Raw genomic sequence first — 24,631 nt, 5'->3', positions numbered from 1 at the left:
TACCATCACCCCGGACGCCGCCGGCAGGGGAGATGAAATGACAAGGTTCGTGGTCGTGGGTGGCGGCATCGTCGGTCTGGCGGTGGCGCACCGGCTGATGACCGACCGTCCCGGCGACTCCGTCACGGTGCTGGAGAAGGAGTCCGGCTGGGCCGCGCACCAGACCGGGCACAACTCGGGTGTCATCCACGCCGGCGTCTACTACAAGCCGGGTAGCCTCAAGGCCACTCTCTGCAAGGCCGGCAGCGCCTCGATGGTCGAGTTCTGCGCCGAGCACGGGCTGTCGTACGACATCTGCGGCAAGCTCATCGTCGCCACCGACGAGGCCGAGCTGCCCCGGCTGCACGCCCTGCACGAGCGGGCCGCGGCCAACGGCCTGCCGGTGCGGCTGATCGGGGCGGCCGAGGCCGCCGAGCACGAGCCGCACGTGGCGGCCGTCGCCGCGCTGCACGTCGCCTCCACCGGCATCGTCGACTTCGGCGCGGTCTGCCGCAAGCTCGCCGAACTGCTCGCCGCGGGCGGGGCGGACCTGCGCACCGGCACGGAGGTGACCGCGGTCGCCAACCGACCCGAGGGGGTGGTGGTCGGCACCACCGCCGGCGAGGTGGTCGGCGACATCCTGATCAACTGCGCCGGCCTGCACGCCGACCGGATCTCCCGGCTGGCCGGGGTGCCCACCCCGGTGCGGATCGTGCCGTTCCGGGGCGAGTACTACGAGCTCGTCCCCCAGCGACGCGACCTGGTCCGCGGGCTGATCTATCCGGTGCCGGACCCGCAGTTCCCGTTCCTCGGGGTGCACCTGACCAAGATGATCGACGGCAGCGTGCACGCCGGGCCGAACGCGGTGCTGGCCACCGCCCGGGAGGGCTACTCGTGGGGCCGGGTCAGCCCGCGCGACATCTGGGACGAGCTGTCCTACCGGGGCCTGTGGGCGCTGGGTCGCCGGCACTACCGGTACGGCCTGACCGAGGTGGCCCGGTCGCTGTCGAAGAAGAGGTTCGCCGCGAGCCTGGCCCGGCTGGTGCCGGAGCTGACCCCGACCGACATCGTCCGGGCCGGCGCCGGGGTGCGCGCCCAGGCGATCCTGCCCGACGGCGGCCTGGTCGACGACTTCCTGATCGTCGAGGCGGACCGGCAGGTGCACGTGCTCAACGCACCCTCCCCCGCCGCGACCAGCTCGCTGGAGATCGCCCGGCACATCGTCTCCCGGCTTCCGCTGGACGCCGCCCGCTGACCACCGGCCCGCCGGCCGCCTGCGACCGGGTCGCCCCCGCCGGACCGACGGCTCAGGCGGGGGCGGCCGGTAGGGCCGTGTCCCGCTGCCGGGGGACGGCCGGTACCGCGCCGAGGCCGGTCGCCACGGCCTCGACCAGCGCGTCGAGGTACGCCTCGGTCGGTGCGGTCCGGGCGATGGCGAACCGCCAGTAGAGCGGTCCGACGATCAGATCCACGGCCGCGTCGGCGTCGATGTCGGCGGGCAGTTCGCCGCGCTGCACGGCCCGGTCGACCAGCGACCCGCCGATCTCCTGCTGCTTGGCGCGGAGCAGTCGTTGCAGGGTCTGGTCGATGGTCGGGTTGCGGGCGGCCTCGGCGAGCAGATCGGGGATGATCTGCGAGGCCAGCGGGTGGCTCAGCGCGTGCGCCACCACCTGGAACAGGAGCGTCAGGTCACCGCGCAGGCTGCCGGTGTCCAGCGCGGGCAGCTTGTTGCCGGCGGCCGCGCTCACCGTCTCCAGGACCAGGTCCAGCTTCGCGCTCCAGCGACGGTAGATGGCCGTCTTGCTGACGCCGGCCCGGCGGGCCACCGCCTCGATGGAGAGCCGGCCGTAGCCGACCGCGGCGAGTTCCTGCATCAGCGCCCGCCGGATCGCCTTGGTGATGTCGCCCCGGAGCACCGCGGCGCCGGCCGGCGTACGCCTCTTTTCGCTGGTCATCGGGGACTCTCTGCACCTGTCACGGAAGCCAGGGTAGCGCAACGACGGTACGGTTGCGTCCCGACGTGTTTTGCACTACCGTCCACGCAGCGACGGGGGCGGCCGTCCGAGCCCAGCGCCCTCTAGGATTCCATCGTCGCGAGCATCCCCGACGGCACGAAAGATCGGAGCGCCCTTCCCATGGCCACCACCGCGCTGGTCGACCCCGAAACGGGCCTGACCCAGGCGCAGCTGGCCGCTCGGCACGGACTGCGGGTCGCCGGCGAGCGACCCTCTCTCGCCGAGTACAGCCGCCGACTGTGGGCCTACCGGCATTTCATCGCCGCGTACGCCAACGCCAAACTGGTCGCCTCGTACAGCAACGCCAAGCTGGGCCAGATCTGGCAGGTGCTCACCCCGCTGACCAACGCCGCGGTCTACTACCTGATCTTCGGCGTCGTGCTGGCGCAGAACAGCATGCCGAACTTCATCGCGTACCTGACCACCGGCTTGTTCATCTTCAACTTCACCCAGAGCGCGGTGCTGGCCGGCACCCAGTCGATCAGCAGCAACCTGGGGTTGATCCGGGCGCTGCACTTCCCCCGGGCCAGCCTGCCGCTGGCCGCCACCGTCACTCAGTTCCAGCAGCTGCTGGCCTCGATGGTGGTGCTGATCGGCATCGTGCTGGCCACCGGCGAGCCGATCACGTGGAAGTGGCTGATGCTGGTGCCGGCGCTGCTGCTCCAGGCGGTGTTCAACGCCGGCGTGGTGATGCTGGTGGCCCGGATGGGCTCGAAGGCCAGCGACCTGAAGCAGGTCATGCCGTTCATCCTGCGTACCTGGATGTACGGCTCCGGCGTCCTCTACAGCGTCACCCTCTTCGAGCGGCTGCCCGGCTGGGCGACCACCCTGGTCCAGTTCAACCCGCTGCTGGTCTACATCGAGCTGGCCCGGTACGCGCTGGTGGAGCAGGCGCCACTGCTCAACGAGTCGCTGACCCGGCTCTGGCTGGTCGGCGCGGCCTGGGCGCTGGTCGCCGGGATCGGCGGCTTCATCTACTTCTGGCGCGGCGAACAGGAGTACGGCCGTGGTTGATCACTGGGACACCTCGAACGACGCGACGGTGACGCTGCCCCGGATCACCGAGCGCGTCCCGACCGTGGTGGTGGACGACGCGCACATCATCTACCGGGTGCACAAGGGCGCCGCCGGGGGCAGCAGCCCGGTGGCGGCGCTGCGCCGGCTGGTCAAGCGCACCTCCGCGCCGAACGTCCGGGAGGTGCACGCGGTCAAGGGGATCTCCTTCACCGCGTACCGGGGCGAGGCGATCGGGCTGATCGGCACCAACGGCTCCGGCAAGTCCACCATCCTGCGGGCCATCGCCGGCCTGCTGCCGGTCAACCGCGGCGCGATCTACACCCAGGGGCAGCCCTCGCTGCTCGGCGTCAACGCAGCCCTGCTCAACGACCTGTCCGGGGAACGGAACGTCACCCTGGGCTGCCTGGCCATGGGCATGCACCCGGACGACGTGGCCCGACAGGCCCCGGAGATCATCGAGTTCTCCGGGATCAACGAGCGGGGTGACTTCGCCAGCCTGCCGATGCGCACGTACTCCTCCGGGATGGCGGCCCGGCTGCGGTTCTCCATCGCCGCCGCCAAGAAGCACGACGTGCTGCTGATCGACGAGGCGCTCGCCACCGGCGACAAGGGTTTCCGCAAGCGCAGCGAGGCGCGGGTCCGCGAACTGCGGGAGGGCGCCGGCACGGTGTTCCTGGTGAGCCACCAGCTCTCCTCGGTGCGGGACACCTGCGAGCGGACGATCTGGCTGGAGTCGGGCGTCCTGCGGATGGACGGGCCGACCGACGAGGTCATCCGGGCATACGAGGCGTACGCGAACAGCAAGTAGGATTCCGGCCAACGCGGGGCACGGACACGACGCCCGCGGACCGCGCCGTCCCGTTCGGACGGCGCGGTCCGCGCGTTAAGGTTCATCCCGTCGCCACGCGGGCGCCATCTTTCGTTCAGGCATTCCTGACCGTGCATCCCTGAGAGTGAGGATCGGCAATGACGCAGGACCACACCACTGCCCCGGACGCCACACCGGAGACCCCGGCCCCGTGGCGGCCCTCGCGGACGGTGGCGGTGGTGCTGGCCGGCGGCACCGGGACCCGGCTCGGCCTGGGCATCCCGAAGCAGCTGCTGAAGATCGCCGGCAAGCCGATCATCGAGCACACCCTGGCCGTCTTCGACGCCGCCCCGGAGATCGACGAGATCATCGTGCTGATGGCCACCGGGCACGTCGCCGACGCCCAGCAGATCGTCGACAAGGCCGGCTTCCGCAAGGTCAGCAAGGTGATCGAGGGCGGCGACACCCGCAACGCCACCACCCGCATCGCGCTCGACGCGGTCGGCGAGGGCGATGTCAACATCCTCTTCCACGACGCGGTCCGCCCGCTGGTCAGCGCCCGGATCGTCCGCGAGTGCGTCAACGCGCTCTGGACGTACGCCGCGGTCGACGTGGCGATCCCCTCGGCCGACACGATCATCCAGGTCGACGAGAACGAGTGCATCACCGACATCCCGGTGCGGGCCACGCTGCGCCGCGGCCAGACCCCGCAGGCGTTCCGGTCGGGCACCATCCGCGAGGCGTACCGGCGGGCCGAGGGCGACCCCAACTTCGCCGCCACCGACGACTGCGGCGTGGTGCTGCGCTACCTGCCCGGCACGCCGATCAAGGTGATCGACGGCTCGGACGAGAACATCAAGGTCACCCACCCGGTCGACGTGCACCTGGCGGACAAGCTCTTCCAGCTCGCCGCCGCCCAGGCGCCCCGGCTCACCGACCACCGCAGCTACACCGAGGAACTGGCCGGCCGGACGATCGTGATCTTCGGCGGCAGCTACGGCATCGGCCACGACCTGGCCGAGCTGGCCCGCCGCTACGGCGCCCAGGTCTTCCCGTTCAGCCGCTCCAGCACCGGCACCCACGTCGAGCGCGCCGGGGACGTCGAGGCGGCGCTGAAGACCGCCTTCGAGGCCACCGGCCGGATCGACCACGTGGTGGTCACCGCCGGCATCCTGGAGAAGGGCTCGCTGGCCGAGATGGACCAGGAGACCATGGACCGGGTGCTCCAGGTCAACTTCGTCGGCCCGGTCATCGCCGCCCGGCAGTCCCTGCCGTACCTCCAGCAGACCAAGGGTCAGCTGCTGCTCTACACCTCCAGCTCCTACACCCGGGGCCGGGCCCAGTACGCCCTCTACTCCTCCACCAAGGCCGCCCTGGTCAACCTGACGCAGGCGCTGGCCGACGAGTGGGCCGAGTTCGGGGTACGGGTCAACTGCATCAACCCGGAGCGCACCGCCACCCCGATGCGGACGAAGGCCTTCGGCGAGGAGCCGGAGCACACCCTGCTCGCCGCCGAGACGGTCGCCCAGTCCTCGCTCGACGTGCTCATCTCCGACCTCACCGGTCAGGTGATCGACGTGCGGCGGGCGCCGGGCGAGCCGGTCCCGGTGCCGGCGCAGCCGACGGCGGCCGGGCAGGGCCGGCTCGGTACCGGCGTCGACGCGGGCTGATCCGGGGCGGGGACAGCGACTCATGCGTGGTGACCTGGTCAGGAAGCTGATCGCGCGGTGCTTGACCACCGGGCTGGCCGTCCTGGCGTTCCTCGTGGTGGCGCTGACCGGCGCCACCGGCTGGGGGTTGGCGCTGGCGGTCGCCGCGCTGGTCGCGGCCGCCGTCGAGCGCCGGGTCCGGCCCGGCGCCGACATCATCGCCGAGTCGGTGCTGCTCGCGGCCGGGATCCTGGTGGGGTACGCCCGCCGGCTCGACGCCGGCTTCGACCCCGCGCTGACCCTCACCGCCCTGGTGCTGCTCGGCCTGGTGCTGCTGGTCGGCCCGCTGCGCGACGCCGGCAACCTGGAGCTGCGGGCGGCGAACCTGCCGGTCCGTTCCTGGACCCCGCTGGTCGCCGCCCAGCTCGGCAACGCGCTGCTGGTGCTGCTCGGACTGGTCGCGGTGGCCGCCGCGCTCACCCTGCCCGCCCTCGTCGCGCTGGCCGCCGCCCTGGTGGTGGCCGGCGCGTGCGGGGCGGTCGGGCTGGACCTGGCCCGCCGGCGGTTCCGTCCGCCGACCGGTGGCGGGGCGGTGGCCCGGGCGCTGCGCGCGCACCAGCCGGAGTTCCTGCTCTACTTCTCCGCCCCGCCCGGGTCGGAGTACCAGGTCACCATGTGGCTGCCGTACCTGGAGCGGATCGGCCGGCCGTTCCTGGTGCTGCTGCGGGAGCCGGAGTTCCTGCCCGCCGTCGCGGCCGCCACGAGCGCCCCGGTGGTCTACTGCCCGACGCTCAAGGCCATGGACGAGGCGCTGGTGCCGAGCCTGCGGGTGGCGTTCTACGTCAACCACGGCGCGAAGAACAGCCACTGCATCCGCTTCAACCAGCTCACCCACGTGCAGCTGCACCACGGCGACAGCGACAAGGCGCCCAGCGCCAACCCGGTCTCGGCGATCTTCGACCGGATCTTCGTGGCCGGTCCCGCCGCGATCGAGCGGTACGCCCGGGCCGGTGTGGAGATCCCGGCGGAGAAGTTCGTGGTGGTCGGCCGCCCCCAGGTCGAGTCGATCGAGGTGCGTACCGCACCGACCCGGGGCCTGCCGAACCCGACGGTGCTGTACACCCCGACCTGGACCGGGCACCACGCCGACGCCAACTACTGCTCGTTGCCGGTGGCCGAGACGCTGCTGCGTCGGCTGCTGGAGCGGGGCGCCACGGTCATCCTGCGGGCGCACCCGTACACCTCGCAGAACCCGACCTCGGCTCGGCAGCTGGCGCGGCTGACCGACCTGCTGGCTGCGGAGAAGGCGCGGACCGGGCGGCCGCACCTGTGGGGCGCGGCGGCGAGCCGTGAGCTCAGCCTGACCGAGTGCGTCAACCGGTCCGACGCGCTGATCTCCGACGTCTCCGGGGTCATCTCCGACTACCTGTACTCGGGCAAGCCGTACGCGGTGACCGACATGGGCGTCGACGGCGACGACTTCGTGGCCCGGTTCCCCCTCGCCGGCTCCGGTTACGTGCTGCGGCGGGACATGGCCGACGTGGACGAGGTGCTGGACCGGCTGCTGGTCACCGATCCGCTGGCCTCGGCCCGGTGGGAGACCCGCCGCCGCTACCTGGGCGACTTCCCGGCCGACGCCTACGCCGACGGCTTCCTCGACGCCGCGCGGTGGGAGCTGGACCGGGGCTGGAACCCGCCCGCGCCGCGCGCCTCGGAGGCCGTCGCACCCGCGGACGCCCCCGCCTGACCGACACCGCTCCCCCGCCCCGCACCGGCCTCGGCAGGTGCGGGGCGGAGCTGTCTCCCGGGACCGGCGACGGGGCACGGGAACGGGCCGCGCGGCGGTCCGGCACGGCGAAACTTCTTTACAAGTTCTCACCATTGTAAATATTTATCTTCATCAGCATACTGGCTGCCGGACGCGCGATCGACCGGCGGCGGCACCGCCACCGGCGCCCGCGCGCCGGCGACGCGGCGCGCCCCGACGCCGCTCGCCTCCCTCCGTCCCCCGGGAGTGCGCCATGCATCCAACAGTCCGCCGGGCCGTCAGCTGGCTCGGCGCGGCGTCCCTCGCCGTCCTCGCCGTGCTCGCCGCACCGGTCGCGGCCCACGCGGCCACCCCCAACTGGCCGACGCTGGGCACCGGCACCAGCGGCGCCAACGTCGCCACCGCCCAGTTCCTGCTCCGCCACCACGGCCGGACCCTCACCGTCGACGGCTGGTACAGCTCCGGCACCGCGACGGCGGTCAGCTCCTTCCAGTCCGCCAACGGGCTGGCCGCCGACGGCGTGGTCGGACCGCTGACCTGGGCGAAGCTGGTGGTCACCCTGGACCCCGGCGCGAACAGCAACGCCGTGCGGGCCCTGCAGACCTCGCTCAACAAGTACGGCTACGGCCTCACCGTCGACGGCGTCTGGGGCGGCTCCACCACCACCGCGGTGACCAACTTCAAGACCGGCCGCGGGCTCACCGGCGGGAGCACGGTCGGCGCCACCACCTGGCAGTGGCTGGTCGGCGCCGGCGGGGGCGGGGGCGGCGGCAACTACGCCCCGGTCATCGACCGCTCGGTGCTGCCTCGCAGCGAGTACGACGACCCGCACCACGACTACCCCGCGATCGACCTGCCCACGGTCACCGGCGTCACCACGTACGCGATCACCGCCGGCACGGTCGGCCACGCCGGGGGCGGCTGCGGCACCGGCATCGGCATCACCGCCGACGACGGCGCGTACTACCTGTTCTGCCACCTGTCGTCGCGCTCGGTCGCCGCCGGAGCCCGGGTCTCCGCCGGCCAGGTGATCGGCTACACCGGCGCCACCGGCAACGTCACCGGCCCACACCTGCACATCGAGATCCGGGTCAACGGCGTCAACCGCTGCCCGCAGCGGCTGCTGCTGGCGATCTACGACGGCGCCACCGTGCCGGCCCCGGCGTCGCTGCCCACCACCGGCTGCGCCTACTGACCGTCCGGCCCATCCGCAGGCGGCGGACGGCCGGGCCGGAGCCCGACCGTCCGCCGCGCTCACAGGTACGGGTCGAGCAGCCCCAGCACCGCCGCCGGGTCCTCCACGTGCGCGTTGTGACCGAGGCCGGGCAGCGTCACCACCGGCGCCCCGTACGCGGCGAGCTGGGTCTCGCTGACCATCGGGTCGTGCTCGCCCCGGGCCAGCACCACGGGCACGTCGGTTGCCGCCAGCAGGGCCGCCAGGTCCGGGGCGCCGACGGCGAACGCGGCCGGGTCCATGGCGAGTCGCCAGCGGCCGTCCTCGACGCGCAGGCCGGCGTCGACGACCGGGTGGTCCGGGGCGAAGAGCCCGGTGAGGCCGGCGACCTTCAGGTAGCGCCGCGCCGCCTCGTCCCGGCCGGCGAACCAGGTCACCGGGCGCTGCGCCAGCTCGCCCGACTTCACCAGCTCGGCCGGCGACCAGACCGCCTTGATGCCGAGGCCGACCACGGCGTCGACCGGCAGCCCGGCGTCGCGGGCGGCGAGGGCCAGGGCGACCACGCCGCCGAGGGAGTGCCCGAGGATCACCAACCGGTCGCCGGGGCGGGAGCCGTCCGCGGCCGGCCCGAGCCCCTCGGCGACCCGGCCGGCGAGCCCGGCGAAGGAGTAGCCGGACAGCGGCGGGGAGAAGCCGTGCCCGGCCAGGTCCGGTGCCAGCCAGCGCCCCGGCCAACGGTGCTCGAGCAGCGGCGCCCAGGGCAGCCAGACGTCGCCGGTGGCGCCCATCCCGTGCAGCAGCAGGAGGTGCCGGGTACCCGTGTGGTCGGTCATGGGGCGCAGTCTCCCACCGTCGGCGCCGGCACCGCGAGACCCACGGACGGCGACGGGCGCCGGCCCCCCCCGAGGGGAGCCGGCGCCCGTTCGCGTACGAGGTGGATCAGGCGGAGTAGCCGCGGGTGGCGATCCAGTTCGCCAGCTCGATCGTGCTCATCCAGTACTGCGGCAGGCTCGGGTCCGCCGAGTCGGCGATCTGGACGGTCCGGCCGTCGTTCTTGTAGCCGACCACGGCGACGTAGTGCCCACCCGGGAAGGAGTGCCAGCCCCCGGCGGTGTCGGTGGCGCTGCCGGCCACGTTGACCACCACGCCGCGCTTGTCGGTGATCGCCTCGACCACGTCGGCCTGGAGCTGGTCGATCTGCTTCCGGCTCGGGGTGCTGTCGAACAGCCGGGTCCGGTACGGGTCGCCCTTGACCATCCGGTTGAGCACCCGGGTGGTGTCGCGGACCGAGTTGGTGCCCACCTCGGTGGTGCCGAGCGGGCCGGCCAGCTCGTCCTGGGTGCTCTCCACGCCGGCCGCGCTGAGCGCGTTGCGCACCGCCGCCGGACCGCAGTTGTAGTAGGTGGTCTGGGCCTGGTAGTCGTACGAGAGGACCTTGGTCGACGGCGGCTTCGGTGCCGCCCTGCGGGTCAGGTCCGGGTCCGGCTTGCCCCTGGTGCGCTCGCCGGAGTTGTGGTCGGTCATGGGGGCGGCGAGGCGGGCCTGGCCGCGGGTGGCGACCTCGTTGAGGCGCGGTGCCGACTCGGCCACGGCGGCCGAGGCCTGCTGCGGCGCCGGAACGTGCCGTTCGTTGCCGGCCAGGGCGACGGTCCCCGTGGCGAACACGAGGGCCGCGGCCGAACCGACGACGACCTGGTACGGCCGCTCGGTGACCAGTCGGCGCAGCTGCCGCTTCAGGTGGTACGGGAACAACCGGGAAGTGGGATCGTGCTGCACGAAGTGGAGCTCCTTCCGACACCGCCGACCGGGTTAGCTGACGGATTCGGGCGGGAAGAACGCCCTACCACGGGCCGTGGCCCGCGGATTCACCCCACAACACAAATTGGGTCCCCGGTTCGTGGTCACCCACGATTGAGCGGGTCGGCGCGGCGTCGCCTTATGCGATCGGAAACCGCACCGGACGGGGGCGACACTACTGGCCGGGCGCCGACCTCGCCAAGCGCTCTCACCTGCTCAAACATGACCGGGCCCACAAATTTCCCGTGCATTGCGGCACTGACGTCACTCAATGGGACGTGAGGCTTTGGCTGTTCCTTTCGGGCAACAACCGGACAGCTCGGCGACAATCGCCAGGCACCGTCGCGACGGCTGTCACCACCCGTGGCCGGATGACCGATTCCCCATTGAAGTGACGCAGCTCACCGGGATTTGGTAACGATTCCGTCGCGTTCCGGCCGGTCAACCCACCCGAGCCGGACGCCAGCGGGCCGCAGGCGCGGTCCGCGCCGCCACGGCCACCGCCCGGGGCGCGGGGACCCGGCCCGGCCGCAGCCGCTGCGCCGCCGCGTACGCCTCGGCCGCCAGCGACCGGGCCGCCTCGGCGGCCAGCTCGGCGTCCCGCCACGCCGTCCGCTCCCGCTCGGCGGCCGAGGTGTACGCGTCCCGCCGGCCGTCCCGTACCGCGCGGGCGAGCAGCACCTCCTGCTCCACCGGGTGCCGGCGGGGATCCCAGCCGTCCCGGTGGGCGAAGACGTCCCGCAGCCGCTCCACCGGCAACTCGCCCCGCCAGTGCGCCGCCACCGCGGCCTGGTGCAGCCAGCGCTCCCGGCCGGCGTACTCGGCGGGGGTACGGGGGGTGCGCGGGGTGGGCAGCGCCGCGGCGCCGGCGAAGCGGCGGGCCGCCGTCTCCGCCTCGTCGTAAGCCGCCCAGGCCCGGTCGACCTCTTCGTGGGCGGCCTCCCACGCCGCCCGCCGGCGCTGCGCGGTACGGGCCGCCCGGGCGGCGGCGACCGCCACCTCCTCGGCGTACCGGCGCAGGTCGGCCAGCTCGACGGCCGGGGACGGCTCGGCGGGCGTCGCCTCGTCGACGGGGCGGTCCCGCTCGGGGCGGGCCACCAGGACGGTGAGCACGGTGAGGGCGAGCACCAGCAGGGCGGACCAGATGGCGGCGGCGGTGGGGACCTCGGTCAGGAACTCGTGGAGCACGGTGTTCATGAGCGGCACCTCCCGGGAGCGGGATGCGGAAGAGGGATCCGGCACGGGCCGGACGGGCGCGCGCGGCACAGGCGGCGGCGGGCCTTCGTCAGGCGGGTGCGGCGGTGAGGTTCGACGAGACGGTGGTCGCGGGACGCCCCCGCGCGGCGGTCAGCCGGCCGGCGGCGCGCGGGGCCCGGTGACGGTCGGGGCGAGCCCCGTGAACGTCGCTGCCGCGGCGACGAGCGCGCCGGCGGGGCGGGCGGAGCCGTCCGCGACAGCCGGCCGGGCCGGCCGGCCGACCGGGTCGTGCGCGTCGGCGCCGTACCCGGCGGTGTCCCGGCCGGCCGCGGCGTACCCGGTGAGGTCGCCGGCGACGGTGTCGGCGCGGCCGGTCGGCGCGGCGCCGGCGGCGCGTCGGCCGGCGACCGCCGCCGAGGCGGCGGGAGCGGTGACGGCGGGAAAGAACTGCGACGGCGCGGCGGTCACCGCCAGCGGCGCGGTGCTCGGCAGCTCCACCGCGCCGCTCGGCGCGGAGCCGCCGAGCGAGAGGGCGACCGCCACGGCGACGCCGGTCAGCAGGCGGGAACTCCAGCGCGCCACCCACCACAGGGGACTGGTGAGCGCGACCGGGAGCACAGGGCCACGCTACCGCCGACGGCGGGCGGACCGCAGCGTGGCCGGGCGTGTCGCCGCGCCCGGCCGGTCCACCGTGGTCCGATCCGCCGCGCCGCCCGGAGCGGTCCCCGCCCGGCGGTCGACGCGGGCGGTCCCGGCGGGCCGGTACGGCCGGTTCAGCGGGTGGCGGTCCCGACCGACGGCCGCGCGTCGTCGTGGGCGTCGGCCGGCGACCCGGGTGCCACCGGGGGCGTCGACGGGCGGCCCGCGCCGGCGCGGCGGCGGGGGCTGAGGCGGCGCATCATCGGCGTCTCCACCCAACGGTGCAGCAGGGCGGCCAGCGCCAGGTTCACCGCCAGGAAGCCGACCACGACCAGCGGGCCCCACCAGCCGGGCAGCCCGACCCCGAGCTGCCCGGCCAGCCGGAGCACCGTCACCATCACCAGCACGTGCACCAGGTAGAAGGCGAACGAGACCTCGCCGAGCCAGACCAGCGTGCGGTGCCGCCACGGCGACGGGCGGCCGTGCACGTCCGCGCCGGCCGCGGCGGTGATGACCAGGATGTACGCCGCCGACAGGATCGCCGCCCAGAGCTCGGCGCGGATCCACTGCGCGGCGACCACCCAGGTCACCACGAAGATCAGGCTGGCCAGGGGCAGGCCCGGCCCGCGCCACCGGCCGCGCCGCATCAGCTCGGCGGCGGCCACGCCCAGCCAGAACTCGGTGGAGCGGACCACCGGGAAGATCTGGTTGAACCACCAGGTGCTCCCCTCAGGCAGCAGCGACTGGCCGGGCCAGAGGGCCACGATGAGCAGCGGCACCGCGACCACCACCGCCCAGAGGACGCCGGCGCGGGCCCGCCGGATAGCGGGCAGCACCAGCGGCAGGCAGAGGTAGAAGAACAGCTCGCAGGAGAGCGACCAGCTCACCGAGTTGATGCTGTAGAAGTAGCCGGGCGTGGGGTCCCACGCCTGGACCAGCAGCAGGCTCTCCAGCGCCGCGCGCGGCACCACCGGGTCGGCGAACCACCACATCACCAGCAGCGCCGCGGCCCAGGTCAGCACGTGGTTCGGGTAGATCTTCGCCAGCCGCCGCCGCCAGAAGTCCCGACGGCGGTCGGTGTCCCGGGCCGACCAGACCAGCACGAATCCACTGAGGATGAAGAAGAACTGCACCCCGGACAGGCCCAGCGTGAAGGTCCAGTTCAGGACGGCCTTGACGTCCGGTTGGCCGACGATCCCCATCGTGCCGGCGTGATAGCCGAAGACCAGCATCGCGGCGACCCAGCGCAGGCCGGTCAGCGACGGCAGCCGGCGCGTCCGCGCGGCGGTGGTCTCCGGTGCGCTCGTCATGCCGGGCACCCGACCGTCGCCACGCTGACCCGCACGTACCTCTCCTCCCGGCCGGGACGCCGGTGCCCTCCGGCAGCGGCACCGGTCGGTCCCGCCGCCGGGCACCCTACCGGCTGCCCCGGCCGCCGCGTCCCGGCCGGGGCGTGGCGGGTGACATGCGCGTGTGCGGACGGCATCGGTTGTCCTAATATTCCGGGGCCCCGGTCGAGTCGTGCCCGGTCCGGGCGCGCAGCGGGCGTCGCCCCGGCACGGACGAACGAGGGATGGAGCGGACATGCACCAGCGGATCCTGATGCGAGCGAAGAAGGGCCCGTTCGACGTCCGTTCCCCGGAGGAGGCCTTCGAAGGGGACTGGATCGGGGTCAACAACGGCAACCTGGTCTTCAGCCACGCCGCGCACAAGCTGCTCAGCACCGCGACCGCGGAGATCACCCCGACCGAGTTCAAGGTCAACCCGCGGGACGCCGACGAGATCAACGAGCGGTACGACGTCTACGTCATCCCGCTCGCCAACGCCTTCCGGCGCAGCTACGCCCACCGCATCGAGCTGATGACGCGGCTGGTCGAGCGGCTGCGGATCCCGGTGGTCGTCCTCGGGGTGGGTGCCCAGACCAACCTGGCCGGCGACCGGGAGTACCTGCGCCCGATCGACGACGTGGTGAGCCGTTTCGTCCGGGCGGTGCTCGACCGCTCCCCCAGCATCGGCGTCCGGGGCGAGATCACCGAGGGCTACCTGCGTTCCCTGGGCTTCTCGGCGGTCGACGTGATCGGCTGCCCGTCGATGTTCCTGCACGGCGACCGGCTCGGGGTGGAGAAGGGCAAGCCGACCCTGGAGCCGGACGCCCGGGTGGCGCTGACCATCTCGCCGTACGTCAAGTCGATGGCGAAGATCATCGAGTCGCACCACCGGCGCTACCCGAACCTGCGCTACCTGCCGCAGGACCTGAAGACCCTGGGCGTCCTGCTGCACGGCGACGACCCCGCCGACCGGGGAAAGCGCAGCGACATCCCGATCCACACCTCCCACCCGCTGTTCACCGAGGACAAGGTGCGGATGTTCCTGGACCCGTGGACCTGGATGGAGTACCTCTCCGGCTTCGACTTCGCCTTCGGCACCCGGATCCACGGCACCATCACGGCGCTGGTCTCCGGCACGCCCGGCTACCTCTTCGCGCACGACTCCCGCACCCTCGAACTGGCCCGCTACTTCGACATCCCGCACCGGGCGATGCCGGAGGTGCCGGCCGACGTCGACGCGGCGCAGCTCTACGCCGAGGCGGACTACACCGCCCTCAACGCCGGCCACCGGGCCCGCTACGAGGTGATGAGCGCGTTCCTCGCCCGGCACGACCTCGGCAACGCCTTCACCGACGGTGACAGCGCGGCCCGCTTCGACGAGCGGGTCCGGGCCACCACCTTCCCGCCCGCGGTCCGGGCCGCCACCGCCACCGACCGGGAGGAGCTGCTGACCCGGATCCAGTGGCTGCGCGACCAGAACGCCGAGCTGCGCGCCCGGGTGACGGCGCTGGAGGAGCAGCGGTTGCGGACCCGGGTCAGGCGCGCCGTCGGGGCGCCGGTGCGGCGGCTGCTGAGCCGTTAACCCGCCGCTGGGCCGCTGTTCAGGAACTTCATCTCCGCCGGATACGTGAGGTTCCGGGGCCGTCCATCCGGATGGATCAGGGTGACGGCGTGGTCAATCAGCCCGCGCACCCCCCGCTGCTGAGCGTCGTCGTACCCGTGCACCGGGTGGAGTCGTACCTGCACCAGTGCCTCGACTCGATCCGGACGGACGTCCCGGCCGGCGACGAGGCCGCCGTCGAGATCATCGCCGTCGACGACGCCTCGCCGGACCGGTGCGGGGAGCTGCTGCGGGCGTACGCCGCCGCCCACCCCGCGGTGCGGACGGTGCACCTGACCCGCAACGTCGGCCTGGGCCCGGCCCGCAACGCCGGCCTGGACGTGGCGACCGGCACGTACGTCTGGTTCGTCGACAGCGACGACTGGCTGCCCCCGGGCACCGTCCCCGCCGTGCTGGACCGGCTCCGCGCCCACCGCCCCGACGTGCTGGTCCTCGACCACCTGCGGGTGCGGGAGGACGGCGGGCGGGAGGTCGACGCCAGCAGCCCGCTGCTGCGCGGAGTGCCCGGCGTGGTCCGGCTGGCCGACCGGCCGCAGCTGCTGCGGGTGCAGCACACCGCCTGGAACAAGGTGGTCCGGCGGGCCTTCCTGGACGAGCTGGGGCTGCGCTTCCACGCCGGCTGGTACGAGGACATCCCGTTCAGCCACCCGCTGCTGATCGGCGCCGAGCGGATCTCGGTGCTCGACCGGGTCTGCTACCTCTACCGGCAGGGCCGGCAGGGCGCGATCACCTCGACCCGCAGCGGCCGGCACTTCGACGCCTTCGACCAGTACGAGCGGCTCTTCGACTGGGTGGCGCGGAGATCGTCGGACGAGCGGCTGCGCGCCGACCTGTTCGCGCTGATGGTCGGTCACCTGCTGGTGGTGGTGGGCAACGACCACCGGATGGACCCGCGACTGCGCCACGCCTTCTTCCGCCGGGTGGCCCGGCACTACCGCCGGTACCTGCCCGCCGGCGGCTACCCCCGGCCCGCCGGGGCGGCCGGGCTCAAGCACCGCCTGGTGGCCGGGGACGCCTACCTGGCGTACACCCTGCTGCGCACGGCGCACCGGGCGGCCGGCCGGCTGCGGGGCGCCCGTCCGGTCGCACCGGCCGCGACGGCGGCGGCCACCCCCGCCGCTCCGGTGCCGGCCGCCGACCTGCCCTCGGACCAGCCCACGGCGCTCACGGGTCGCGGATGACGGGGCTGCTGCGCCCGGCCGGGGAGGCCGACCTCGACCGGATCCGGCGCTGGCGCAACCATCCCCGGGTACGCGCGGTCAGCCTGACCCGGCACGAGATCGGCGCCGCCGAGCATCTCGCCTGGTGGACGGCGGTACGCGCCGACCCGGACCGCCGGGTGCTCGTCCACCTGCACGACGGCACCCCGGCCGGGGTGGTCACCTTCGCCGGCGTCGCCTCGCCGGATCGGGCCCTCACCTGGGGGTTCTTTCTCGACGTCGCCAGGTTGGACGCCTCCGGCGGGCTGTTGCCGGCCTGGATGTCCCTGGAACGGGCGGCGATCGCGTACGCGTTCGAGGTGCTCGGCGCGCGGACCCTCGGCGGGGAGACGCTCGCCGACAACACGCCGGTGCTGGCCCTGCACCGGCGCTTCGGATTTCGGGTGGTCCGCCGGTACGAGCGGACCATCGACGGTGAGCCGCACCAGGTGGTGTGGACGGAGATGAGCAGAGGAACATGACGGCGACAGTGAAGATCGGGCCGCACGCGGTCGGCACCGGTGAGCGACCCTTCGTGGTCGCGGAGATGTCCGGCAACCACAACGGCAGCCTGGACCGGGCGCTGGCCATCGTGGACGCGGTGGCCGCCAGCGGGGCGCACGCGCTCAAGCTCCAGACGTACACCCCGGACACCATCACCATCGACGTCGACACGCCCGCCTTCCGCATCTCCGACGGCCACGGGCTGTGGGGTGGCGAGAACCTCTACCGGCTCTTCGCGCGGGCGCACACCCCGTACGAGTGGCACGAGCCGATCTTCGAGCGGGCCCGGCGGCACGGCCTGACGGTCTTCTCGTCGCCCTTCGACGCCACCGCGGTGACGCTGCTGGAGGAGTTGGACGCGCCGGCGTACAAGATCGCCTCGTCGGAGCTGGTGGACCTGCCGCTGATCCGGCTGGTGGCCGGCACCGGGAAGCCGATGATCATCTCGACCGGGATGGCGACGGTCGGCGAGATCGACGCCGCGGTCCGGGCCGCCCGGGACGGTGGTGCGGCCGGCATCGTGCTGCTGGCCTGCACGGCGTCCTACCCGGCGCCGCCGCGGGACAGCAACCTGCGCCGCCTGCCGGTGCTGGCCGACGTCTTCGACGTGCCGGTCGGGCTCTCCGACCACACTCCCGGGATCGGCGTACCGGTCGCCGCGGTCGCGCTGGGCGCCTGCCTCATCGAGAAGCACGTGACGCTGCGGCGCTCCGACGGCGGGGTCGACGCGGACTTCTCACTGGAGCCGGCGGAACTGGCCGCGCTCCGCGTCGAGACCGAGCGGGCGTGGGCGGCGCTGGGCGAACCGGCCATCGGCCCCACCCCGACGGAGCGGGAGGGGCTGCGGTTCCGTCGCTCCCTGCACGTGGTGGCCGACGTCCGCGCCGGCGACCCGGTGACCGAGGCCAACGTCCGCTCGATCCGGCCGGCCGGGGGCCTGCCCCCGGCCGACCTGGACCGGGTGCGCGGGCGCGTCTTCACCCGGGACGTGCCGCGCGGCACCCCGCTCGACTGGGACCTGGTCTGAGCCGACCGACGCGACCGGCGCCGGTCGGAACGGCCGGCCGTCCACCCGGAATTCGTCCGGCATTCCCCGGGCCGCCCGGAACACTTCCCAGACTCTTCGCAATTCGCAAAGCAGGGACTCGACCTGCCCAAATGCGTTTCCTCGATGGGCGTGGGGCATTCACCCGACCAGTGACCCGCGTTCACCGCCGGGCGTCGGGACGTTAACCAGCCGGGCCTAGCGTCTCGATCCGGCCGACCGGCTTGCAGGCCGCGACCGATCAACGACGACCATGGGAGCACCAGTTGAGTGAATTGAATGGTTCGTCCATTCTCATCACCGGGGGGACGGGTTCCTTCGGAAAGACCTTCCTCCGGCACGTTCTCACCGAGGCCGACCCGGCCCGGGTGGTGGTGTTCTCCAGGGACGAACTCAAGCAGTACGAACTGCGCCAGCAGTTCGGCGACGACCCCCGGCTGCGCTGGTTCATCGGCGACGTCCGGGACCGGCACCGGCTCACCCGGGCGATGCACGGGGTGGACCACGTGGTGCACGCCGCGGCGCTCAAGCAGGTGGACACCGCCGAGTACAACCCTTCGGAGTTCATCGCCACCAACATCACCGGTTGCCAGCACGTGGTGGACGCCGCGATCGAGGCCGGCGTCCGGAAGGTCATCGCGCTCTCGACCGACAAGGCGTCCAGCCCGATCAACCTGTACGGGGCGACCAAGCTGGTCGGCGACAAGCTGTTCATCTCCGCCAACCACTACGCCGCCCACCACCCGACCCGGTTCGCCGTGGTGCGCTACGGCAACGTGGTGGGCAGCCGCGGCTCCGTCGTCCCGCTGTTCCGCCGGCTCGCCGCCGAGGGGAGGAGCCTGCCCGTCACCGACAAGCGGATGACCCGGTTCTGGATCACCCTCGACCAGGCGGTGCGGTTCGTCATGGACTCGTTCGACCAGATGCAGGGCGGGGAGCTGTTCGTCCCGCGGATCCCCAGCATGCGGATCCTGGACCTGGTCGAGGCGGTCGCCCCGGACGCCACCACGCACGAGGTGGGCATCCGACCGGGCGAGAAGCTGCACGAGGAGATGATCGCCCCCGACGACAGCCGACGGACGCTGCGCGCGGCGGACCGGTTCATCGTCCAGCCGACCATCGCCACCTGGGGCTACCAGCCGCCGGCCGGCTGCGAGCCGGTCCCCGACGGCTTCGCCTACCAGTCGGACGGCAACGACCAGTGGCTCGGCGTGCAGGAGCTGCGCGACATGCTCGAGGTCTCCGCGTGACGGCGCTGCTGCCGTACGGCCGGCATTCGGTGACCGAGGACGACGTGGCCGCCGTGGCCGCCGCGCTGCGCAGCGACTGGCTGACCACCGGCCCCCAGGTGGACGCCTTCGAGGCCGACCTCGCCGGCTGGACCGGCGGGGTCGGCTGCGCGGCGGTCGCCAACGGCACGGCCGCCCTGCACGTGGCGTACGCGGCGGCCGGCATCGGCCCCGGCGACGAGGTCGTGGTGCCGCCGATGACCTTCGCCGCCACCGCCAGCACCGCCGTCGCGCTGGGCGCCCGGGTGGTCTTCGCCGACGTCGAGGAGGAGACGTACACCCTCGACCCGGCGGCGGTGGCCGCGGCCGTCACCAGCCGGACCCGGGTGGTGTCGGCGGTGGACTACGCGGGACACCCGGCCGACCACGACGCCCTGCGCGGCGTGCTCGCCGGCACCGGCGCGCTGCTGCTCGCCGACGCCGCACACTCCATCGGCGCCACCTACCACGGCCGGCCGGTCGGCTCGCTGGCCGACCTGACCACGTTCTCGTTCTTCCCCACCAAGAACCTCACCACCGCCGAGGGCGGCGCGGTCGCCGCCCTCGATCCGGCGCTGCTGGAGCGGGCCCGCCGGTTCCGCAACCACGGCCTGGTCCGCGACCGCGCCGAGCAACGGTGGCCGGACGAGGGCGGCTGGCACCAGGAGGTGCACGAGTTCGGGCTCAACTACCGACTGCCCGACGTGCTCTGCGCGCTGGGCCGCAGCCAGCTGCGCCGGCTCGGCGACTTCCTCGCCGCCCGGGAACGGCTGGTGCGACGGTACGACGAGGCCCTGGCCGACCTGCCCGGGGTGCGCACGCCCGGACGCCGGTCCTGGGCCCGACCCGCCTGGCACCTCTATCCGGTCCGCGTGCTCGACGGACGGCGCCGGGAGGTGTACGACCGGATGCGCGCCGCCGGGATCGGCGTGCAGGTCAACTACATCCCGGTGCACTGGCATCCGGCCTTCGCCGACCTCGGCTACCGGCGCGGCTCCTGCCCCGTCGCCGAGGGGTTCTACGCCGAGCAGCTCTCCCTGCCGCTGTACCCGGGCCTCACCGAGGCCGACCAGGAGCGGGTCGTCGACGCCCTCGGCGCGGCGCTGCGGACCAGCACGGCGCGCGCCGCCGCCTGATTGGAAACCGATGCACCACGCGAACCACTTCTACGGCCACGCGCACGTGCTCGCCCGCTACTGCGGGCTGGGCGACGGGCACCCGCCCCGGATCAACGGGTACGTCCAGCACGGCTGGAACATCGGCGACGGGCTCGCCCCGGGACACCCCTACGTCCAGGGAACGCCGAGCCTGCTCTGGTCCGACCAGACGCGGCGCCGGGCCTGGTCGGTGGGGCGGCGCAACCTCGTGGTCACCGGCGCGCCCTTCGGCTACCTGCTCGCCATGCAGCCGCACGCCGCCGAGCAGGAGCGCGAGGGCACCATCTGGTACCCGTTCCACGGCTGGGAGGGCCAGCACGTCCGCGGCGACCACAGGGAGCTGATCGCCGAGATCCGGGACACCGAGCCCGGCCCGGTGACCGTCTGCCTCTACTGGCACGAGTACGGCATGCGCCGGGTGCGCCGGCTCTACGAGCGGGCCGGCTTCCGGGTGATCTGCCACGGCTACCGCGGCCACTGGTGGCGGCAGACGGACCCGCTCTTCCTCGACAGGCAGCTGGCCGAGCTGCGCCGGCACCGGCGGGTGGCGTCCAACCGGCTGACCAGCGCGGTGTTCTACGGCATCGCCGCCGGCTGCGAGGCGGCCGTCTACGGCAACCCGATGGTGCTCGCCGACGAGGACCCGACCTTCGGCGGGACCGCCCGGATCCGTCGACAGTGGCCGGAGCTGCACGGCGCGCGGACCGACCAGCGCACCGCCACCGAGATCGCCCGCGCCGAGCTGGGCACCGATCACCGCTGCACGCCGGCCGCCCTGCGCGAGCTGCTCGGGTGGGCGAACCTCCAGGAGGACCGAGTTGACCACTGACACCGCGCCCGCCGAGCGGATCGCACTGCCCGGCGGGGAGATGCTCGCCTGGTCGGACCTGCGCGCCGACGTGCCCGCCGGGGGCGGGCCACTGGCCGCGCTCGCCGCCCGGATCGTGCCGGTCGGCGCCCGGGTGCTGCTGGCCGGACCGCACGACCCGGCCCTGCTCGACCGGCTGGCGCACGCCGAGGTGACCTGCCTGCTGCGCAGCCACCTGGACGGGGTGGCGCTGGCCGACCTGGCCGGCGACCGGCCGGTCCGGGTCGTTGTCGGCGGGCCGGGCGGACTGCCCGCCGACGAGGCGTACGACGTGGTGATCGCCGGTTCGGGGCTGGACGCGGTCGAGTCCGTGGAGGGCGCCCGGCTCGGCTGGGGCGGGGTGCTGGACCGGTTGGTCACGGCGCTCCGGCCGGGCGGCGCCCTGCTGCTGCGGCTGGACAACCCCGTCGGCCTGCACCGGATGGTCGCCGCCTCCCCGTGGTACGCCGACCGGGACGACGCCGCCTGGGCGATCGGCGGGGTGCTCGACGCCGGCCGGCCGGTCAACCCCGACCAGCTGCGCGCCCGGCTGGCCGACTCGGGGCTGCGGCCCGGCGCCTGCTTCGCCGCGTACCCCGACCCGGGTGCGGCCACCGCGCTGCTGGCGACCGACCAGCTCGACCGGCGGACGACCGCCGGGCTGTTCGACGCGGTGCTGCACGGTGCCTGCGCGGGTGGTCCCGCCGGTCGCCTCCTGCTGCAGGACCCGGCCCGGCTCGCCGTCGACGCGCTGCACGCCGGGCTCGGCGCCGCGCTGGCCCCCGGCTGGGTGCTGCTGGCGCACCGCCCGACCGACGCGGGACCGTTGCCGCCGGAGCTGCCGGTGGCGCTGGTGCAGACCGGGCCCCCCGAGATCGGCGTGGTCGAGGTGGTCGCCGACGCGGACGGCTGGCGGTGGCGACCTCCCGCACCGGCGGCGCGCGCCGAGCTGGCCGCCCCCTTCGCCAGCCGGGAGGCGGCGTACCGCGACCCGGAGGCGCTCACCGGCCCGGTGGCCGACGGGCGGCTGCTGCGGAGCCTGCTGCTCGACGCCTGCCTGCGCCGCGACCTCGACGCGCTGCGCCGGCTGCTGACCGGTTACGCCGACTGGCTCGCCGGGCACGCCGGGGACGGCCGGTTGACGGGGGCGGTCGCGCTCGCCGGGATGGACAACGTCGTGGTGGCCGGCGAAGACTTCGCGGTGCTCGACCCGAGCTGGCGGGCGGCCGAGCCGCTCGCCCTGGAGGTGGCGCTGGCCCGGAGCCTGTGGCGGTTCGCCGCCGGGCTGCTGACCGGCGGATACGCCCACCCGTGGTCCTCGACCCTGGACGTCGCGGGCCTGACCGTGGTGCTCGGCGGGGTGGCCGGTCGGGAACTCGACCGGCCGACCGTGGCGGCCGCGATCGAGGCCGAGGCGGCGGTCACGGCCGCGATGCGCGGGCTCGACGCCCGCGAACGGCTCGACCTCGTCGGCGAGCTGCGCGCGGTCGAGCCGACCGATCCCGCCGTCGGCCCGGACAGCTACCAGCAGCTGCGCGAGGCGTGGCTGCGTCAGCGGGAGGAGCTGAGTCGGCTCCGGGCCCTGCTGCGCTGGACCGAGGACCTGCTCACCTCCCGGGAACGGGCGCTGCGCCGGTCCGACGCGACGATCAACCTGCTCAGCGGGTCGGTCAGCTACCGGGTCGGGCGGCTGGCGATCTTCCCGGCCCGGCTGGCCAGACGGCTGGCCCGGGGCGTGAAGCGGCGGCTCCGCACCGCGCTGCGCCGGCGCCCGGTCCGGCAGGAGCAGCAGTGACCCGGATCGTGGGCGTCGTGCAGGCCCGGATGGGCTCCTCCCGGCTGCCCGGCAAGGTGCTGCGCACCCTCGCCGGCCGGTCGGTCCTCGGCCGGGTGGTACGCGCCGCCGGGGACAGCGGCGCCCTGGCCGACCTGGTCGTCGCCACCAGCACCGAGGGGGTCGACGACGCGGTGGCGACCGAGTGCGCCCGGCTGGGCGTGCGCTGCCACCGCGGCCCGGTGGACGACGTCCTCGACCGGTTCGTCGGCGCGCTGGACGGCCGTCCCGGCGACGCGGTGATGCGGTTCACCGCCGACTGCCCCCTGCTCGACCCGGAGATCATCCGGCTGGTCGCCGACGTCTACCGGGCGGCACCCGGGCTGGACTACGTGAGCACGTCGATCACCCGGACCCTCCCCCGCGGCCTGGACGTCGAGATCATCGACGTCGGCGCGCTGCGAACCCTGCACCGCGTCGCGACCGGCCACCACCGGGTCCACGTCACCTCCTACGCCTACACCCACCCGGAGCTGTTCCGGGTGCTCGGCGTGACGCTCACCCCGGACCGGTCCGACCTGCGGCTCACCCTCGACACCGAGGAGGACTGGGCGTTGCTGCGGGCCGTCACCGACCACTTCGGCGACGTCAGCGTGCCGCTGGCCGAGCTCGCCGGCTGGCTGGCCGGTCGACCGGCCCTGCGCGCCCTCAACGCCGGGGTACGCCAGAAGCGCCTGGAGGAGTCCTGAGCACGGTACGGATCGGGCTGCGCTGCGACGCCGGGCCGGCCCGTGGCGTCGGCCACCTGGTCCGCTGCCTCGCCCTGGGCGAGGAGTTCCTCGCCCGGGGCGCCCACGTCCGGCTCCTCGGCGAGGTGGACCGGGTCGACTGGGCGGCGCGGCAGCTCGCGTCGCGGGGGATCCCACTGTCCCCCGGCCCGGACACCCCGGACGGCCTCGTCGAGGCGGCCCGCCGGTACGCGCTGGACGTGCTGGTCCTCGACTCGTACACGCTGGACCCGGCCGGCGCGGGCGCCCTACGGGCCGCGGGCGTGTTCACCCTGGCCGTCGTCGACGGCGACAGCCGGGGACAGGATGCCGACCTCTACCTGGACCAGAACCTCGGCGCCGACCCCGCCGCGCCGGCCGGCCGGCTGCTGGCCGGCGCCGCGTACACCCTGCTGCGCGACGACGTGGTGGCGGCGCGGCCCCCGGCGCCCCGGCCCGCGACGCCGGTCGGCCGTCCCCGGGTGCTCGCCTTCTTCGGCGGCACCGACGCGCTCGGCGCGGCGCCGGTGCTGACCCGGGTGCTGCTCTCGACGGGTCACCCGATGGAGCTGACCGTCGTGGTGGCGCGCCCCGACGTCGAGGCGGAGCTGGATACGCTGAGGCCGGGCCCTGGGCAACGGCTCCGGCTGGTGCCGCCCACCGACCGACTGCCCGCCCTGATCGGCGCGGCCGACCTGGTGGTCAGCGCCGCAGGCACCTCCACCTGGGAGCTCTGCTGCCTGGGCGTGCCGGCCGCGCTGGTCTGCGTGGTCGACAACCAGCGGGAGTCCTACCACCGGGTGGTACGGCACGGCATCGCCGCCGGCCTGGGCGAGCTGCCCGCACTGGCCGCCCCCGGGACGGCCGGGCGGACGGCCCGGGCGACGGCGGTCCGGACCCTGCGGGAGCTGCTCGCCTCCGCCGACCGGCGCGCCGGGCTCTCCGCCCGCGCCTGGTCGACCGTGGACGGGCGGGGCCGCGCGCGGGTCGCCGACGCCGTGCTCGGCGCGGTCCGCCCGACCGTACCCGGCTGACCGAGGCCGCCCGCCTGGCCGGCCTGACGTTTGCGGCCCGGCGG

22 protein-coding genes and 1 riboswitch are annotated in these 24,631 nt (G+C 74.1%); of the genes, 16 read left to right on the top strand and 6 right to left on the bottom strand.

Going from position 1 to position 24,631, the window contains the following annotated elements; translation table 11 throughout:
• The first annotated feature begins 37 nt into the window (after positions 1-37).
• Positions 38-1,234, top strand: coding sequence for an L-2-hydroxyglutarate oxidase (gene lhgO / locus AC5L3Z_RS25025; protein ID WP_494845462.1), 1,197 nt, complete (start codon positions 38-40; stop codon positions 1,232-1,234).
• A 52-nt stretch (positions 1,235-1,286) separates the two neighbouring features.
• Here the strand turns inward: lhgO and AC5L3Z_RS25020 are convergent, their stop codons facing one another.
• Positions 1,287-1,895, bottom strand: a complete 609-nt coding sequence (locus tag AC5L3Z_RS25020) for a TetR/AcrR family transcriptional regulator (protein ID WP_494845639.1) — start codon at positions 1,893-1,895, stop codon at positions 1,287-1,289.
• A 219-nt stretch (positions 1,896-2,114) separates the two neighbouring features.
• On the opposite strand from AC5L3Z_RS25020, the gene AC5L3Z_RS25015 reads away from it, so the two are divergent.
• From AC5L3Z_RS25015 to AC5L3Z_RS24995, 5 genes are all read left to right on the top strand, one after another.
• Positions 2,115-3,008 carry an ABC transporter permease gene (locus AC5L3Z_RS25015; RefSeq protein WP_334526185.1) on the top strand — a complete coding sequence of 298 codons (894 nt, stop codon included), beginning with the start codon at positions 2,115-2,117 and terminating at the stop codon, positions 3,006-3,008.
• Positions 3,001-3,819, top strand: a complete 819-nt coding sequence (locus AC5L3Z_RS25010; RefSeq protein ID WP_334526182.1) for an ABC transporter ATP-binding protein — start codon at positions 3,001-3,003, stop codon at positions 3,817-3,819. The genes AC5L3Z_RS25015 and AC5L3Z_RS25010 overlap by 8 nt, the downstream gene beginning before the upstream one ends.
• Before the next feature lie 158 nt (positions 3,820-3,977).
• Positions 3,978-5,489 (top strand): D-ribitol-5-phosphate cytidylyltransferase, encoded by a 1,512-nt coding sequence (locus AC5L3Z_RS25005; protein ID WP_494845460.1) that lies wholly within the window; start codon positions 3,978-3,980, stop codon positions 5,487-5,489.
• Between the two features lie 22 nt (positions 5,490-5,511).
• Positions 5,512-7,215 carry a CDP-glycerol glycerophosphotransferase family protein gene (locus AC5L3Z_RS25000; RefSeq protein ID WP_494845458.1) on the top strand — a complete coding sequence of 568 codons (1,704 nt, stop codon included), beginning with the start codon at positions 5,512-5,514 and terminating at the stop codon, positions 7,213-7,215.
• Positions 7,216-7,489: 274 nt separating this feature from the next.
• Entirely contained in the window at positions 7,490-8,431 is a 942-nt protein-coding gene (locus AC5L3Z_RS24995; RefSeq protein WP_494845456.1) for a peptidoglycan-binding protein, read from the top strand.
• A gap of 59 nt (positions 8,432-8,490) precedes the next feature.
• Here AC5L3Z_RS24995 and AC5L3Z_RS24990 read toward each other — a convergent pair whose 3' ends face one another.
• The 5 genes from AC5L3Z_RS24990 to AC5L3Z_RS24970 form a co-directional block, all read right to left on the bottom strand.
• Positions 8,491-9,243 carry an alpha/beta fold hydrolase gene (locus tag AC5L3Z_RS24990; RefSeq protein WP_494845455.1) on the bottom strand — a complete coding sequence of 251 codons (753 nt, stop codon included), beginning with the start codon at positions 9,241-9,243 and terminating at the stop codon, positions 8,491-8,493.
• A 106-nt stretch (positions 9,244-9,349) separates the two neighbouring features.
• The gene (locus AC5L3Z_RS24985) at positions 9,350-10,186 is read right to left on the bottom strand and encodes a C39 family peptidase (protein WP_494845453.1); all 837 of its coding nucleotides are present in this window, start codon (positions 10,184-10,186) and stop codon (positions 9,350-9,352) included.
• 7 nt (positions 10,187-10,193) lie between these two features.
• Positions 10,194-10,338, bottom strand: a riboswitch (cyclic di-AMP (ydaO/yuaA leader).
• Positions 10,339-10,648: 310 nt separating this feature from the next.
• A complete protein-coding gene (locus AC5L3Z_RS24980) occupies positions 10,649-11,404 on the bottom strand; it encodes a hypothetical protein (protein WP_494845452.1) in 756 nt (251 codons plus the stop codon).
• A 150-nt stretch (positions 11,405-11,554) separates the two neighbouring features.
• Positions 11,555-12,022, bottom strand: a complete 468-nt coding sequence (locus AC5L3Z_RS24975) for a hypothetical protein (protein ID WP_494845451.1) — start codon at positions 12,020-12,022, stop codon at positions 11,555-11,557.
• 155 nt (positions 12,023-12,177) lie between these two features.
• Positions 12,178-13,353: an acyltransferase family protein gene (locus AC5L3Z_RS24970; RefSeq protein WP_494845450.1), complete on the bottom strand. Its 1,176-nt coding sequence runs from the start codon at positions 13,351-13,353 to the stop codon at positions 12,178-12,180.
• A gap of 274 nt (positions 13,354-13,627) precedes the next feature.
• Between AC5L3Z_RS24970 and AC5L3Z_RS24965 the strand changes: the two genes are divergently transcribed.
• From AC5L3Z_RS24965 to AC5L3Z_RS24920, 10 genes are all read left to right on the top strand, one after another.
• Positions 13,628-14,953: a polysaccharide pyruvyl transferase family protein gene (locus AC5L3Z_RS24965; protein WP_494845448.1), complete on the top strand. Its 1,326-nt coding sequence runs from the start codon at positions 13,628-13,630 to the stop codon at positions 14,951-14,953.
• Between the two features lie 89 nt (positions 14,954-15,042).
• A complete protein-coding gene (locus tag AC5L3Z_RS24960; protein ID WP_494845447.1) occupies positions 15,043-16,173 on the top strand; it encodes a glycosyltransferase family 2 protein in 1,131 nt (376 codons plus the stop codon).
• Entirely contained in the window at positions 16,170-16,673 is a 504-nt protein-coding gene (locus AC5L3Z_RS24955) for a GNAT family N-acetyltransferase (protein WP_494845445.1), read from the top strand. Before AC5L3Z_RS24960 ends, AC5L3Z_RS24955 begins: the two co-directional genes overlap by 4 nt.
• Positions 16,670-17,722 carry a pseudaminic acid synthase gene (pseI, locus tag AC5L3Z_RS24950; protein WP_494845443.1) on the top strand — a complete coding sequence of 351 codons (1,053 nt, stop codon included), beginning with the start codon at positions 16,670-16,672 and terminating at the stop codon, positions 17,720-17,722. Before AC5L3Z_RS24955 ends, pseI begins: the two co-directional genes overlap by 4 nt.
• A 284-nt stretch (positions 17,723-18,006) precedes the next feature.
• Positions 18,007-18,990: a UDP-N-acetylglucosamine 4,6-dehydratase (inverting) gene (pseB, locus tag AC5L3Z_RS24945; RefSeq protein WP_334614985.1), complete on the top strand. Its 984-nt coding sequence runs from the start codon at positions 18,007-18,009 to the stop codon at positions 18,988-18,990.
• Positions 18,987-20,144, top strand: coding sequence for a DegT/DnrJ/EryC1/StrS family aminotransferase (locus AC5L3Z_RS24940; protein ID WP_494845442.1), 1,158 nt, complete (start codon positions 18,987-18,989; stop codon positions 20,142-20,144). Before pseB ends, AC5L3Z_RS24940 begins: the two co-directional genes overlap by 4 nt.
• Positions 20,145-20,154: 10 nt before the next feature.
• Complete coding sequence (locus AC5L3Z_RS24935) at positions 20,155-20,994, top strand: hypothetical protein (RefSeq protein WP_494845441.1); 840 nt, start codon at positions 20,155-20,157, stop codon at positions 20,992-20,994.
• Positions 20,984-22,807 carry a class I SAM-dependent methyltransferase gene (locus tag AC5L3Z_RS24930; protein WP_494845439.1) on the top strand — a complete coding sequence of 608 codons (1,824 nt, stop codon included), beginning with the start codon at positions 20,984-20,986 and terminating at the stop codon, positions 22,805-22,807. Before AC5L3Z_RS24935 ends, AC5L3Z_RS24930 begins: the two co-directional genes overlap by 11 nt.
• Positions 22,804-23,535 carry a cytidylyltransferase domain-containing protein gene (locus AC5L3Z_RS24925; RefSeq protein ID WP_494845438.1) on the top strand — a complete coding sequence of 244 codons (732 nt, stop codon included), beginning with the start codon at positions 22,804-22,806 and terminating at the stop codon, positions 23,533-23,535. Before AC5L3Z_RS24930 ends, AC5L3Z_RS24925 begins: the two co-directional genes overlap by 4 nt.
• Positions 23,532-24,587, top strand: coding sequence for a PseG/SpsG family protein (locus tag AC5L3Z_RS24920; RefSeq protein WP_494845638.1), 1,056 nt, complete (start codon positions 23,532-23,534; stop codon positions 24,585-24,587). The genes AC5L3Z_RS24925 and AC5L3Z_RS24920 overlap by 4 nt, the downstream gene beginning before the upstream one ends.
• Positions 24,588-24,631 lie beyond the last annotated feature (44 nt).

It is taken from the genome of Micromonospora sp. LZ37 (assembly GCF_059359015.1).
The sequence above is the reverse complement of the archived record's forward strand: the minus strand, read 5'-3'. Positions and strand labels throughout refer to the sequence as shown.

Coding starts and splice junctions, on each gene's coding strand:
- lhgO (WP_494845462.1), top strand. CDS start 38: ATGACAAGGTTCGTGGTCGTGGGTGGCGGCATCGTCGGTCTGGCGGTG.
- AC5L3Z_RS25015 (WP_334526185.1), top strand. CDS start 2,115: ATGGCCACCACCGCGCTGGTCGACCCCGAAACGGGCCTGACCCAGGCG.
- AC5L3Z_RS25005 (WP_494845460.1), top strand. CDS start 3,978: ATGACGCAGGACCACACCACTGCCCCGGACGCCACACCGGAGACCCCG.
- AC5L3Z_RS25000 (WP_494845458.1), top strand. CDS start 5,512: ATGCGTGGTGACCTGGTCAGGAAGCTGATCGCGCGGTGCTTGACCACC.
- AC5L3Z_RS24995 (WP_494845456.1), top strand. CDS start 7,490: ATGCATCCAACAGTCCGCCGGGCCGTCAGCTGGCTCGGCGCGGCGTCC.
- AC5L3Z_RS24990 (WP_494845455.1), bottom strand. CDS start 9,243: ATGACCGACCACACGGGTACCCGGCACCTCCTGCTGCTGCACGGGATG.
- AC5L3Z_RS24980 (WP_494845452.1), bottom strand. CDS start 11,404: ATGAACACCGTGCTCCACGAGTTCCTGACCGAGGTCCCCACCGCCGCC.
- AC5L3Z_RS24970 (WP_494845450.1), bottom strand. CDS start 13,353: ATGACGAGCGCACCGGAGACCACCGCCGCGCGGACGCGCCGGCTGCCG.
- AC5L3Z_RS24965 (WP_494845448.1), top strand. CDS start 13,628: ATGCACCAGCGGATCCTGATGCGAGCGAAGAAGGGCCCGTTCGACGTC.
- AC5L3Z_RS24955 (WP_494845445.1), top strand. CDS start 16,170: ATGACGGGGCTGCTGCGCCCGGCCGGGGAGGCCGACCTCGACCGGATC.
- pseI (WP_494845443.1), top strand. CDS start 16,670: ATGACGGCGACAGTGAAGATCGGGCCGCACGCGGTCGGCACCGGTGAG.
- AC5L3Z_RS24935 (WP_494845441.1), top strand. CDS start 20,155: ATGCACCACGCGAACCACTTCTACGGCCACGCGCACGTGCTCGCCCGC.